The 13,836-nt window shown below is 60.9% G+C and carries 12 protein-coding genes and 2 pseudogenes; 4 read left to right on the top strand and 10 right to left on the bottom strand.

Annotation, left to right across the window (positions count from 1 at the left end; genetic code table 11):
• Positions 1–37 precede the first annotated feature (37 nt).
• The 6 genes from NF681_00200 to NF681_00175 all read right to left on the bottom strand — a co-directional run bounded on the left by NF681_00200 (position 38) and on the right by NF681_00175 (position 5,675).
• The gene (locus NF681_00200; GenBank protein UST52443.1) at positions 38–1,966 is read right to left on the bottom strand and encodes a chemotaxis protein CheW; all 1,929 of its coding nucleotides are present in this window, start codon (positions 1,964–1,966) and stop codon (positions 38–40) included.
• 40 nt (positions 1,967–2,006) lie between these two features.
• A complete protein-coding gene (locus NF681_00195; protein ID UST52442.1) occupies positions 2,007–2,375 on the bottom strand; it encodes a response regulator in 369 nt (122 codons plus the stop codon).
• 119 nt (positions 2,376–2,494) lie between these two features.
• Positions 2,495–2,956 (bottom strand): hypothetical protein, encoded by a 462-nt coding sequence (locus tag NF681_00190; protein ID UST52441.1) that lies wholly within the window; start codon positions 2,954–2,956, stop codon positions 2,495–2,497.
• A gap of 44 nt (positions 2,957–3,000) precedes the next feature.
• Positions 3,001–3,477, bottom strand: a complete 477-nt coding sequence (locus tag NF681_00185) for a hypothetical protein (GenBank protein ID UST52440.1) — start codon at positions 3,475–3,477, stop codon at positions 3,001–3,003.
• Between the two features lie 19 nt (positions 3,478–3,496).
• Entirely contained in the window at positions 3,497–3,859 is a 363-nt protein-coding gene (locus tag NF681_00180; protein ID UST52439.1) for a response regulator, read from the bottom strand.
• 61 nt (positions 3,860–3,920) lie between these two features.
• A complete protein-coding gene (locus NF681_00175) occupies positions 3,921–5,675 on the bottom strand; it encodes a methyl-accepting chemotaxis protein (GenBank protein ID UST52438.1) in 1,755 nt (584 codons plus the stop codon).
• Between the two features lie 247 nt (positions 5,676–5,922).
• Here NF681_00175 and NF681_00170 point away from each other — a divergent pair, with 247 nt between their 5' ends.
• Positions 5,923–6,939 (top strand): AraC family transcriptional regulator, encoded by a 1,017-nt coding sequence (locus tag NF681_00170; GenBank protein ID UST52437.1) that lies wholly within the window; start codon positions 5,923–5,925, stop codon positions 6,937–6,939.
• A 318-nt stretch (positions 6,940–7,257) separates the two neighbouring features.
• Here NF681_00170 and NF681_00165 read toward each other — a convergent pair.
• The 3 genes and pseudogenes from NF681_00165 to NF681_00155 form a co-directional block, all read right to left on the bottom strand.
• Positions 7,258–7,509, bottom strand: a pseudogene (locus NF681_00165) (DUF1232 domain-containing protein).
• 15 nt (positions 7,510–7,524) lie between these two features.
• A pseudogene (locus NF681_00160) lies at positions 7,525–8,679 on the bottom strand (IS5 family transposase).
• Positions 8,680–9,092: 413 nt separating this feature from the next.
• Positions 9,093–9,296 (bottom strand): hypothetical protein, encoded by a 204-nt coding sequence (locus NF681_00155; GenBank protein UST52436.1) that lies wholly within the window; start codon positions 9,294–9,296, stop codon positions 9,093–9,095.
• A gap of 85 nt (positions 9,297–9,381) precedes the next feature.
• Between NF681_00155 and NF681_00150 the strand changes: the two genes are divergently transcribed.
• Positions 9,382–10,602, top strand: a complete 1,221-nt coding sequence (locus tag NF681_00150) for a hypothetical protein (GenBank protein UST52435.1) — start codon at positions 9,382–9,384, stop codon at positions 10,600–10,602.
• Between the two features lie 190 nt (positions 10,603–10,792).
• Here NF681_00150 and argC read toward each other — a convergent pair whose 3' ends face one another.
• On the bottom strand, positions 10,793–11,722 hold the full coding sequence (gene argC, locus NF681_00145) for an N-acetyl-gamma-glutamyl-phosphate reductase (protein ID UST52434.1): 930 nt from the start codon (positions 11,720–11,722) through the stop codon (positions 10,793–10,795).
• Positions 11,723–11,848: 126 nt separating this feature from the next.
• Here argC and NF681_00140 point away from each other — a divergent pair, with 126 nt between their 5' ends.
• Positions 11,849–12,733, top strand: a complete 885-nt coding sequence (locus tag NF681_00140) for a LysR family transcriptional regulator (GenBank protein UST52433.1) — start codon at positions 11,849–11,851, stop codon at positions 12,731–12,733.
• Positions 12,734–12,794: 61 nt separating this feature from the next.
• Positions 12,795–13,640, top strand: coding sequence for a hypothetical protein (locus NF681_00135; protein ID UST52432.1), 846 nt, complete (start codon positions 12,795–12,797; stop codon positions 13,638–13,640).
• The last annotated feature ends 196 nt before the right edge of the window (positions 13,641–13,836 follow it).

Here is a 13,836-nt window from a genome sequence, read left to right as displayed (position 1 = left end):
CTGGATTGGCTGACGGTGGGAGTGGGGGTGGCTTGGGTCATGACAGTGCCAGTTCAGGTTGAGCCCGGGGACGGTGCGTCAGAAGCGCAGGGGACGTGGGCGAAGCAGTAGCGCCAGGGAAGGCCGAGGCAAGTTCGGCGAGCTCGCGCTCGCGCCGCTGGCTAGCGGCCAGCCGGCCCAGGCCGGCGGCATCCAGGATCAGCGCCACGCGCCCGTCGCCCATGATGGTGGCGCCGGAGATGCCTGGCACCTTGCGGTAGTTGGTCTCCAGGCTCTTGATGACCACCTGGTGCTGGCCGAGCAACGCGTCCACCAGCAGCGCCATGCGCATCTCCTCGGTGTCGATCACGATCAGGATTCCTTCCTCGGGAACGCCCGCATCACCCACCGCAGGCGCGCTCATGCCCAGGAGCTCGTGCAGCGTCACCATCGGCAGGTACTTGCCTCGGATCTGCAGCACGCGGCCCTGGCTTCCCACGGTGCGGATGGATTCGGGCGAGGGCCGCAGCGACTCGACGATGAACGTCAGCGGCACGATGAACGTCTCCCCGCCACACGAGACCGACATGCCGTCCAGGATCGCCAGCGTCAGCGGCAGGCGCACCGTCATCCGGGTACCCAGGCCCGCCTCGCTGTGGATCTCCACGCGGCCGCCCAGGCTGTGGATGTTGCTGCGCACGACGTCCATGCCCACGCCACGCCCGGAGACGTCGGTGACCTTGTCGGCGGTGGAGAAGCCGGCCTCGAAGATCAGCGCCCAGACCTCGCCATCGCTGGGGTTGTCGGCGACGGCGATGCCGCGCTCCCGCGCCTTGGCCAGGATGCGCTCGCGGCTCAGGCCCCGGCCGTCGTCGCTGACCTCGATGACGATGTTGCCGCCCTGGTGGCTCGCGCGCAGCGTGATCGTGCCCTTGACCGGCTTGCCGCAGGCGATGCGCTCGGCCGGCGCCTCCAAGCCGTGGTCCAGGCTGTTGCGCACCAGGTGCGTGAGCGGATCGACGATGCGCTCGATCAGGCCCTTGTCGAGTTCGGTGCCCTCGCCCACGAGCTTCAGATCGACCTCCTTGCCAAGGCGGGCGGCGACGTCGCGCACCACGCGCGGGAAGCGGTTGAAGACCGCCGAGATCGGCATCATGCGGATGGCCATGGCTGCTTCCTGCAGCGCGCGCGTGTTGCGGTCGAGCTGGTCGAGTCCGGCCTTCAGTTTTTCCAGGCGCTGCGTGCCCGCGGAGTCCACGCACTGCGCGAGCATGGCTTGGGTGATGACCAGCTCACCCACCAGATTGATGATCTGGTCGACCTTCTCGACGCCCACGCGGATGGAACTCGACTCATGAGCGGCAACGGCGGCTGCTGACGTTACGGGCGCGGGCCCATTCGATCTGGGTTCCGTCGGCAGCAATCCAGGCTCTGACACTGATTCAGCAACAGCGATTGAAGATGGCGACGGCGGTAGGGGGGGTGTAGCAAGTGAGGCTGGGGTCGCTTCGGCATCGTCAAAAAATCCAAAGGCCACACCTTCGATGCCCAAAGGCTTGGCGGGCTTGGGCGTAGACGTGGACGGTGCGATGGGGGACGCTGCACTCGCCGGGCTCTCAGTCAACCTGCGGATGCGCTCGCACAGTTCCTCCACCACGCGTGCATCAACCGTGCCGCGGCCCTCGTGCTCGCTGATCTGCTCGCCCAACAGGTCGGTGCTACGCAGCAGCGCGTCCACCATTTCCGTGGTGAGTGCGAGACGCCGGTCGCGCAGCCGGTCGAGCAGCGACTCCAGCACGTGGGCGAGTTCCGTCACGCTGTTCAAGCCGAAGGTGGCCGAGCCGCCCTTGATTGAATGCGCCGCCCGGAAGATCTTGTTGAGGTCGTCGGTGGTGACCGTGTCGATGCGCAGGGCCAGCAGCATCGCTTCCATCTCCTGGAGGTGCTCGCGCGCCTCCTCCACGAAGATGCCGAGAAACTCGCTCATGTCGATGTCCATGGACTCTCCTGGCGTGTCAGACCGGCGTTCAGTTCAGGACCTTGGCGATGACCGCCAGGAGCGTCTTCGGATCGAAGGGCTTGACCATCCAGCCGGTCAGGCCGGCGGCCTTGCCCGAGGCCTTCATCTCAGCACTCGACTCGGTGGTGAGCATGAGGATGGGCGTGCGCGCGTAGCGTTCATCCGCGCGCAGGTTGCGCGTGAGGGTCAGCCCATCCATGTTGGGCATGTTCTGGTCGGTCAGCACCAGCGCGACGTCGTCATGGCTGCCGGCGCGTGCCAGGGCGTCAACGCCGTCGACCGCCTCCACCACCGTGTAGCCGCCCCGGCGCAGCGTGGCCGCGACCATCTGACGGATGGAAGGCGAATCGTCGACGGTGAGAATCGTTTTGGTCATTGGGAACACACTCTTTTTGAAAACTGAGATCTCGGTTGAGCGCACGAGCACGTGCAAACTGCGCCCAGGAAAGCGCAGACGCTTTGGTAAGTGCAGGAGGAACAGGAGGACGCGGTTCTTCAGAACAGGTCGATCGAGCCAGCGACGGCCCGGGTCTGCCTGACCCGACCTGACCGCACAATGCTCGCGTCCAGCGCGATGACGGCCAAGCGCAGTCGCGACGCCGTCGCCTCGTAGGCCGTACGACCGCCGCCCCCGGACCTGGAGACATCAGCCTCGCCGCTTCGAGGCATCACGACATAGCGCAAGACGTCGGCCGTCTGCAGCGTGCGCTCGCGCACGCCGTCAAGCATCTGGACCAGCGCGTCCTCGGACTGCAGCGCCACCATGGCCGCTTCGAGGTGGCGGCGACACTCGCCACGGTCTGCGGCTCCAGTGGTCGCCGCAAAAGCAGCGGCGAAGTTGCTGCGCAGCACCGCCATGGCGTCTGCGAGCAGCGCGCTGGCCTGCTTCAGCTCGTCAGCCGAACCTTCCATGTGCTTCAGCGTCGCTTCGGTGCAGGACCACGCAAGGCTTCTCATGTCGTGCGCCGGCACGCCGTCGCGAGGCGACCCGGCCGGACCCGTCATGCCATCCCCCACAGCGCGAGGTGACCCACGCCGTAGCCGCCGATGTCGATTGCGTAGTCGGCGCGCAGGATCGACGTGCCGGGCACACCGAGTTCCAGCATCTCCGGGACTGCGCGTGGCGGAAAAATCGGTTCGAGCAAGGCCATGCGGGTGGTTTCGGGCACGACGAAAATGCGCGAGAGCACGTTGAGTACCTCAGCGAAGTTCTCCTGCATCATCTCGTCGAGTGCACCGGAACGGACGCGCTCCTGCGCCGAATCGGCTGGAATCAATGCCAGCGCGGCGCCGGTATAGGCCGCAAGAGCAAGGTCGGCCGCGCACATGGCGACGAGGAGCCCGTCGCCGCTGTGAAAGGTACCGGCGAAAGCCAATTTGGCTGTGGCGGGTTTGGCAAGAACCGTGACGGTGGCATCGCGCCGCGTGAGCCTGCGCACGCAGTCACTCACCTGGAAGGCCGTGGGCAGCTTGATCATCTGGCAACGCTCCTAGGGTTCAGTCGATCACGTCGCACAGCGCGTCGTGGAAGTCGTCGCTCGTGAATGGCTTGCCGATCAGGAAGCGCGCGCCGCTGGCCGTGGCGAGGTCGCGCATCGCCGGGCTGACCTCCGTGGTGACGAAGCCGAAAGGCGTCTGGTTGTCCAACTCACGCAGCTTTTGCAGGAACTCGATGCCCGTCATCTCTGGCATGTTCCAGTCAGAGATGATGAGATCGGGTTCATCGGCCTGGACCACCTGCAGCGCGTGGGCGCCGTCCTTGGCTTCCAGGATCTGGTGGCCGCGAAAGCCTGCCTCACGCAGCATGTGGGCAATGACCTGGCGCATCACGCGGCTGTCGTCAGCTATGAGGATCTTCATGGTGTGGTGACCGGGTAGGTGGGTGGGGACAAAGGAGCGAAGTCGATCGTTATGGGAGCGTTCAAAACGACTCCCAGTCGTCCGAGCCGGCACGTGCAGGGGCCGCACCCGCGGTCGCGAGGACCGGGCCGCGCGCGGGACCTCGCACCACCGGCCCATTGCCTGCTGAGCGTCCCGGCGCGGGCTTTCGCGGTTCTGAAAGCTTGAGCGAACGGGCGGGCGTGGGCCGAGATTGAGCCTCTGCGACCATCGACGAAGACGTCTGGAAGACCGCGACGGCCTGCACCAGTTGCTCGGCCTGGAAGCGCATGCTCTCGGCGGCGGCCGCGCTCTCCTCGACCAGGGCCGCGTTTTGCTGGGTGGCTTGGTCGAGTTGCGTGACCGCCTCACCGACCTGGGCAACGCCGATGCTCTGCTCGGAGCTGGCCGCGCTGATTTCGCCGACGATGTCGGCCACACGCTTGATGGCATCCACCACTTCGGTCATCGTGGCGCCGGCGCGGTCGACCAGGGCCGAACCCTGCTCCACGCGCTCCACGCTCGCCCCGATGAGCGACTTGATCTCCTTGGCCGCCTCGGCCGAGCGTCCCGCGAGACTGCGGACTTCCGAAGCTACCACCGCAAAGCCACGACCCTGCTCACCCGCACGGGCGGCCTCCACCGCCGCGTTAAGGGCGAGGATGTTGGTCTGGAAGGCGATGCCGTCGATGACGCCGATGATGTCGGCGATGCGGCGGCTGCTGTCGTTGATGCCCTTCATGGTCTCGACCACCTGCACCACCACCTCGCCGCCACGGCGGGCGACCACGCTCGCACCATTGGCGAGCTGGTTGGCCTCGATGGCGTTCTGGGCGTTCTGCTTGACGGTGGAGTTGAGTTCCTCCATCGACGCGGCCGTTTCCTCCAGTGCGGACGCCTGGGACTCCGTGCGGCTCGAGAGGTCGTTGTTGCCCTGGGCGATCTCCGAGCTGGCCGAGGCGATGCTGTCCGCTGACGCGCGGACCTTGCCGATCAGCCCAACCAGCTGGCCTTGCATGACCCCCATGGACGCTAGTACGCTACCGGGCGCGGCATGGCCGGCACCGGCGATTTCCCGCAGATCGCCTTGTGCGATGCGCTGTGCTGCAATGCCCAGGTCGGCCGGTTCGCTGCCCAAAGCGCCAAGGATGCGGCGGGTGATGAACAGGCCTAGTGCGATGGCTGCGAACACCGCAAAACCACCCAGTGCCAGCAGCACTGTGCGCTGGCCCTCGTAGCTCGAGGCAGATGCCTCAACGCTGCTCCTGGATTGCTCCCGGCTGACTTCGACGTAGTCCCGGATGACCGTCATAAGTTCGGCAAGAAGCGGTCGACAAACGGTATTGATCTTGTCGCGGGCCTGATCAGCCTTGCCCGCAGCCGACAGCTCGACGATAGAGATTGCTATCGGTTCGTACTGAGCTTCAACTTTCTCGATCTTCACGAACAGCGCTCGCTCACGCTCGGGCACGTCCTGATCCCGGTCCATGGCGGTGCGCAGCTTCCTGAGCGCGGCATGCAGTTCGTCGTTGGCATTCACTGCAACCGCCTTGGCCGCATCACGCTCGGGCGCCGTGGTGACCAAGGCCATGTCGCGCACGCCGATGGCGCGACGGTTGGCCGACGATCGAATGTCGGAGATGAGACTCTCGCGCTGGGCGATGCCGTTCACATAGCCCGAGAAGCGGTCGTTCGAAGCACTCAGCGAACGCATGGCAAGCAGGCTGACCAGGAGCACTAGCAGGGCCAAGGCGATGAACGTGCAGATGAGAAGTTGTCGGGTGGAGAGCTTTTTCATGGGTTAGACCGGTTGGATTCGCGCCGTGAACATCTCGGCACTGTCTCCCTGGCCTCCCTACTTCGGTCGTCTTCCAAGCGGCTTGAGTCTGTCTTCGGCGACCTTGGCTCGGATGCGCAATCCTTGTCAGCTTTACGCAAAAGTTTTCAGGAGTGCCCCGCATCGCGTCTTCAGATTAGTTATTAAGTACCAATTTCAAAAAGTTGTCGCAAAGCTGCGACGACTGACGTGCACGACAACCCCTCTCATGAACCAACTCTCCCAACCCACGGAACCAACGGTCTGCCCAGCTGGCGGTACGCGCCGCGTTTCAGTGCGCTGCGACGATGTCGAGCAGGCGCAACTCTTTCTGTCGAAAGAATATGTGCCGGTGCGCGTGACGAGCCATCAGCAGCGCCTGTTCGACTTCGAAGCAACTGTCGCGTTCTGCGGGGGTGTGGGGTTCTCGAGCGCTTCGTCGCGTTCGGGCATCCAACTCGATTTCGAGGAATGCTTTGATGGCTACGGCATGTCGCTGCCTCTGGCCGGTTCGATGTCCCTGGGCGTAGGCACGAAGGACCGCGTGTCGTCCAGGCCGCAAAGTGGTTTGATGATGGATTCGCGGACTGTCGAATCGGTCGGACTTTCGTCCCACAGCGCGTGGCACCGGATCGCACTGAGCAGCGACGAGTTGCACGCCCACATGGCCTTGCTCACGCAACGGCCCATGCGCCACCGAGTGAGGTTCGAACCCCATTTCTCGCACGAGTGCGGCGCTGCGGCGCTGATGTTCGGGATCAGCCGTTCCATCATCGAAGGCGTGCGGGGTCATGCGCCGCTGCTCGCGGCACCCTCGGCGATCGTCAGTCTCAAAGAAGCGGTGCTGTCGCTGTTCGTCGAGGCGATGCCGCACGATCATTCCGACCACCTGCGACGCCCGGTGGCCCTGCCCGCGCCACGCCATGTCCGGCGCGCCATCGACTTCATGCACGCGAACGCGCTGCAGCCGTTGCGGTTGGCGGACATCGCGCAGGCTGCGCAGACCAGCGCGCGGTCCCTACAGATGGCGTTCCGGCACTTCCGCGACATGACGCCGATGGAGTACCTGCGGCGTCTGCGTCTGGACGGCGCACGCGATGAGTTGATCCACTGCCCGCCGGGCGCCAGCGTCGCCCAGATCGCCTATCGCTGGGGATTTGCCCACCATGGCATGTTCGCCAAGCGCTATGCGAAGGCGTTCGGCGAGTCGCCGTCGGCGACCCTGCGACGGCATCGCAAGGACTAGGCGGGTTGTCGCGCCGGCGGTCGGTCTTGCGGCCGCTCGCGAACCGCAGCCATCCGGAACGGCGCGATCCGATCGTCGGGACGGGCGAGTGCAGGAACGCACTTAAATGCGCCCTTTTTTATTCACTGAGTACCTTAGACGTAGTAATTTGCCTTTCCCAGATAAAGGCACTTCATCTACTATTAACAGGGGAACCACATAATCAACAATACTTGATTTTCTGAACTTGGTGACTAGTTTTACGACCCAAGAGGCTGACAAACTAAGTGTGGGCGAATCTCAAGGTCCTGCACCAGACCAACGCCACGCCAAAGAATGTCAGCACAGCCACCAGTTGAGAGCGAAAGCACTGGTCACGATCCACAGCAGCACAATCAGCACCGCACCCAATCGGCTGGTAGGCCTGGCTTTCTGTATCCGCATCCATTCATCGGCTTGGGCTCGACATTCCGTGAGTACCGTTGACGGCAACAACCGGATGGCAAGCCAGATCAACGCTGGTAACAACAGCACGTCATCGACGTACCCCAAAACTGGAATGAAGTCGGGAATCAGGTCGATTGGGCTTAGAGGGTGTAGACGAAATCAACTGATGAGCGCGAGCCTGCTGAGGAGGACACGTGCCTCGGCGAGCCAGACCCAGGCAGTGGAGATCGAGGTCTTGCGATCATGGTGCATGACCATGCGGCGCCAGCGCTCATTTTAGGCATGGGTCCGTTCGACGACCCAGCGCTTGGGCAGAACGATGAAGCCTCGCGCAGGCTCCTGCCAGAGAGATTGCTGCGGATCATGCAGGGTGCCGGTCGAGCGGTTGCCGGGGCGACGCACGACCTCGACCCGGATGCCGTGGGTCTGCTCGATCGCTCTGGCGCATTGGCCGCCATACGCACCATCGGTGTAGAGCCGTTCGATGGTGGGGACCTTGCGACAGGCCTGCGCCACGACGTTGGCAGCGCCATCGCGGTCCTGCACGCTGGCAGCAGTCACCGTAACGGCCAGCAGCAGCCCAAGCGTGTCCACCACGATGTGGCGCTTCCTGCCTTTGACCTTTTTGCCAGCGTCATAGCCGCATTCGCCACCCTGCGGTGAGGCGCGGTTGGACTGCGCGTCGATGACGGCTGCGCTCGGTTCGGCTCCACGGCCCATGCGGGCTCGCCATTGCTGGCGTAACCGGTCCTGCATCTGCTCGAAGGCATCGACCTCGACCCAGCGCACGAAGGCCTTGTAGACCGCCTGCCACGGTGCGAAGCTCGACGGCAGGAGCCGCCAGGCGCAACCCGTCCTCAGCACATAGCAGCAGGCGTTGACCAAGTGTCGGCGCTCGTAGCGTGCCGGCGCACCGCGGCTTCCCTCGGGCCGCTCGAAAAGATCGGCGACCAGATGCCACTCGGCATCGGTCAGATCGGTGCTGTATTGGCCAGCCTCACGCCGGTGCGCTGCGGTGTAACCATAGCGCTTGGCCTCAGCGACCGAGGCAACTGGCTCGACTGGCTCGCCTGGGGCCTGTCGCGCTGGCATCAAGCGCACGATGCCTTGCGCACGCAGCGTCCTGCGGATGGTCGCAGTGCAAACGCGGACATTGCTGAGGCGATCGAGCTCGGCAGCAAGTTCATCCAGTGTCGCATGCGGCATCCGGGCAACGATCTCGCGCAGCAGGAGGATGTATTGCGGCGTCAGCGCCACAGGTCTGCCGCCTCGATTGACCGCCTTCTCGCCATCGCCAGACCTGTGCTCCGTCATTGCCATCTCCTGCATCGAGGGCAAAAGACTTGCAATGTTCAGGCCAGTTGATTTCGTCTACACCCTCTTAGTGCATTGGCAACCACAAGCACGCCCAGTGCTTTTGCATGCCATGGCGTGCTGAGATGCTGACCTGCAAACCATAGCGTCACGCCATCGCGCTTGATGCGTTTTGCCCAGGTACGGAGGTGGTCAGTGAGACGCATCGCCTCCAGCATGCCATGGGTACGTTGCTGTTACTTGCGCGTCGCGGGGGATGCGCGCAATGCATACCCAAGCTCACGAGGTTGGCACGTGTTATGCGTTCGGCTACGGCAATGCAGTGCCACTTGGGCATTTGGAGCAACAAGGTGCGAGCCATGCCTGCATGGGCCTGAGAGTCACACCCCAACGACACGCCAGCCATGCGGTACTCATTTTTCTATCTCCAGCGCCAGGTCGATATCGATTTCATCGAGAACGGTGGCACGTGGCGCTGGGCGTTTGCCATCGATGGACGAAGTCCCTCCGGAGTCGGCAAGCGCCTGACAGGCGCGGCAGCCACAAGTCTGCAGGAAGCCTGTGCCGTCGCACGAGCAGTAGTTCAACAAACGCTCACTCACGGACTTGATCGTCATGTCTGAAGGCACCTTCAGCATCCGAGTCAGGCATGCGTCCACCCATCGTCACTACGCTTGGGTCATCATGAGATAGTTGACCGCAGTGGACGCCATCGAGGTTGAGGCATCGTCGGCCATTTTTGATCGGCCTTCCGAAGCCCTGAGGGCGGTTGAAAAAAACTGGTGGCACTGTTGCCTTGACGATGCACAGGTGCGGGTCAGGGCGTCTTCATGCACGCCGGTGACGCTAACCCAAGATGGGAGGCACAAGCGAATTGATCAAGTGCGGATATGGCTTGGAACGTTGCAGAGCGAGCTGCACTTGCATTCAAGGCATACTTTTGTTTCCAAAATGTTGAAAAATCCTTACAATTATTTTTCAACAACAGGAAATTCGAAGATGAAAGCACTTTCGATCTTGGCCATGTCGCTCATGGCTGCCAATGCACTGGCAGCGCCAGAAGCAATGACGACACCAAAATCCTCCAAGGTAGAAGCCAAAGGCTTGTATGTCGGGAACAGCACGCCGTTTCAAGGGCTTTCACGGACAACTTATGCACTGATTGAAAATAATGGAGAAATTTGGTCAACGGACTTCTATGTAGTGACCTGGAACCATTTGTTTGTTGGAAAAATAAATAAAAAGACAGGTGATGGAAGTGCGATTCATTACAACCCGGGCCCAGGAACAATAATCAATTACTACCCCGCAGGATTGAACAGTTTATCGCTGACGACAGCGATAACGCCGCAGTCGATCCAGTTGAAGGTTACTTCGGCAGTACCTCAGGTCAATCCTCCTTTTAATGCGGTCAATCCTCTCGCCAACTACCCGGGAATCCCAGCCGACACGTGGCCAGTGGAAGTGAACCGAGCGCCATATGATTACAAGCTGGAATTGCAACCCGAAGAGAATGTTGAAAAAAACAGCCAACCCAAGCAAGTGACCGATTTGGCAAAAAGAATCCATATCAACTTGGGGACCAATGGCAAGTTCACTGGAAGTGATGGCACTTGCAACTTCGAAGGAAAAATCAATTCTTCCGATGGATATAAAAAATTCTCTCTGAAATACCAGAATGATTGCTTCAGAGCAGGAAACACAAATGACAACTCGGAGAGAAAAGTTTCAAAAGGCACCGAAGCTGAAGGCGTGTATTTCAATGCATTCCGTTTTGTTGCGGCGCCGAATGTCAACCCATTTGGCTACAACTGCATCCTCAGTAGCACTTGCCCTAAGGAACCTGCGGGCATCATGATTTTGCATACAAAAAAAGGGACCGAGTTCGGCACTGCGTTCATGTTCAATTCGAACGCGCTTTGAAGTCACAGATCACATAATCAGCCTCAGAAAGACCTGGTTATGTGGCGCGTTGCATAGGGTGCGAGTTTCGCATGCGCGAAACTCGCTAGGTTGGCAGGCTTGTGTGGGACTTCCATGCACAGGGCGCCGTGGGTTTAACCTCCCGCCAGATCAAGGCAGCGTCAAAACGCCAATGGTTTTGTTGCGCGACCTATGACAGCAGTCCAAGCATCAGATCGAGGTTCTGCACCGCCGCGCCGGCAGCGCCCTTGCCCAGGTTGTCGAACACCGCCGTCATCAGCACCTGACCCGTCTTCGGTTGCCCGAACACGGCGAGCCGCAGCTGGTTTGTGCCGTTGAGAGCGCGAGGGTCAAGCCGCTGCGCATCAGCCTCCTCCACCAGCGGCTGCACCTCGATGAAAGGCTGACCCGCGTACCGCGCCTGCAGCGCAACGTGCAGGCGCTCGACCGTCGCGTCTATGGGCAGCAGGCGAAGGTGCAAAGCGATCGTCACCACGATGCCCTGGCGGTAGTTGCCGTAGGCGGGTACGAACACCGGCGCCTGCGTCAAGCCGGCATGCTGCTGGATCTCGGGCACATGCTTGTGGTGAAGGCCGAGTCCGTAGACCTGGAAAGGCGCAGCACTGGCGGCGCCAGCGCCTTCATGGTCCTCCAGCCCGGCGCGGCCGCGTCCCGAATAGCCTGAGACCGCATGGATGGTCAGCGGGTAGTCGGCCGGCAGCAAACCAGCTTCGATCAGGGGTCTGAGCAGCGTCACCGCGCCCGTCGGGTAGCAGCCCGGGTTGCTGACGCGTTGGGCATGGGCGATGCGCTCTGGCTGACCCGCTGCCAGCTCCGGCAGGCCGTAGACCCAGCCCGACGTGGTGCGGTGGGCCGAACTCGCATCGATGACACGCACCTCGGGACGGCGCACCAGCGCCACGGCCTCGCGCGCTGCATCGTCCGGCAGGCACAGCAAGGCAATGTCGCAATCATTCAGCGCTTCCGCACGGTGCGACGCACGCTTGCGATGGGCCTCGGGCAGTTGCAGCAGACGCAGGTCGGTGCGTCCGGCCAGCCATTCGCGCACTTGCAGGCCGGTCGTGCCTTGGTCGCCATCGATGAAAACAAGCGCGGTCATGCGGTACTCCTTGGGTGTGGGGAGCCGATGGTGCGATGCCAGCCGCATGCAGACCAGTTGAATCTGACAAACTGCTAGTTCATGAATCCTGAATGATTTCAGCAAAATTAGATCGAAAGCGGCACGATGCGTGAACTCAACCTCGACCGACTGCGTACCCTGCTGACGGTGGCCGACCTCGGCTCCTTCGTCGCAGCCGCCAAGGCCTTGCACCTGGCGCCGCCCACGGTGACGCTGCACGTGGCCCAACTCGAAGCGCGTCTGGGCGCACGCCTGCTGCATCGAGCGCCCGGTGGCGTCACCCCCACCTCGGCCGGCAGCCTGCTCATCGACAAGGCAAGACGGCTGTTGAGCGAAGCCGACGATTTGCTGCAGACCGTGCAGCGCCAGATTGCAACGCGCGGCGGTCGCGTGCGCGTGGGTGCCTCGACGGGCGCCCTTGCCTACCTTCTGCCTCAGGCGCTGGAGATCCTGTCCGTCAAACATCCGAAGATCGACGTACAGGTTGCGGTGATGACGAGCGAAGAAGCACTGGTGCGGCTGGTCTCCGGCAGTCTGGACGTCGGCATCGTCGCGCTGCCACAGCCGACCTTGCGCGGGCTGCACGTGCACGCCTGGCGCCAGTCGCCGGTGTTGGCCTTCATCCCGACCGAATGGAAGCCACCTCGGCACGCGACGCCCGCTTGGCTGGCCGCCCGGCCACTGATCGCCAACGATCGCGGCACCCGGCTGTCGCGCCAGACCGCTGAGTGGTTTGCTGAAGGTGGTGAGCAGCCACAGGTGCGCATTGAGCTGAACTACAACGACGCGATGAAGAGCCTGGTGGCGGCTGGCTATGGCGCGGCGCTGCTACCCCACGAGGCCGGTGCGCCGCAGCCCGATCCCCGCATCACCACACGGCCACTGAAACCGGCGCTGTCGAGAGCGCTGGGCATTGCACGGCGCACCCAGCTGGAAGACGATGCGACGAAAGTAACGCTTCAAACTTTGCTCGACATGTCAGAGAACTGAACCAGTTTGATCGACACGACGTGGGCACAATCCCTTTTTTAATAAATCAAGTCTGATCTTGATGGACAAGAAATCATCACTGCAGCCAATAGTCGATGTTCAGCTAAAACTAGGCGACTTCATGCTTTGCGTTCAGCGGTATGAGATGCAACTCAAAGCGCTACTTATCGGCAACACTAATTCAGGCACCCTCGAAACTGCGTTAGATAACCAGAGGCATCGTAAAAATCTATATGCGGCCAGGCCCATGGGATTTTTATTTGATGAACTCAATCATTCATATCTTCGTGAAATAAGAAGCATTCATAAAGATTCGAATTCAAGCGAATCCGGTAATGGAAATATATCTTTTAAAACAAGCCATTTTTTTGAGCTTCCATCCGAACAATTGACTCAGACTCGCAACAGATTAGAAGAGTTTAAGAACTTGCGCAATCGTATTGTTCATCACCTGTTGGAAGATTATGATTTAGCTATTGATGAAAAGTGCAACCAGGCAATGCTATTACTGGATGAGGGCTTGGAAGCAGCACGGTTTTGCTATGAGGAGTTACTTCAATGGACAGACACCATGCTCGAGTCTAAAAATCGTCTTGAAGCATTCGTTCAAGGTCCACACTTCGGAGCCCTACTTCACGGCATTATGCCGGACGGCACAGTAGATTGGCCGAATAGCACTGCAGTTCATCTTCTGAAAAGTCAAGAAAATGTAAGCTCTGCTGGCGAAATGACACGCTTAGATTTGGCCATCGCTAAGATCCGCATTTGCCATCCTGATCAACGGCCACAAATTTATGGATGCAAGAGTTGGCGTCAATTAATAGCAAGATCTGGACAGTTTGACATCAAACATGTAAAGGGAACCTTAGAACAGCAAGGCCTTACTTGGTATCAAAGCCGCAGGTGATCATGTATTTTTAAGTGATGTGAATTGAACATTCACATAATTAAAATTGAAATCTCTCTATTTTTTGTGCGATTACGGAAAGTCCTAACGCGTGCTTGGTTGCCTGTTGCGACCTTTGACAACTCGCTCATGCATCGCTGCAGAGTGCTTGTGATGATGATGAATTAACTTCCGGGAATGAACGGCAGTCGTTCTG

This window comes from Comamonadaceae bacterium OTU4NAUVB1 (assembly GCA_024372625.1).
Taxonomy (GTDB): domain Bacteria; phylum Pseudomonadota; class Gammaproteobacteria; order Burkholderiales; family Burkholderiaceae_C; genus Variovorax.
The sequence above is the reverse complement of the archived record's forward strand: the minus strand, read 5'-3'. Positions and strand labels throughout refer to the sequence as shown.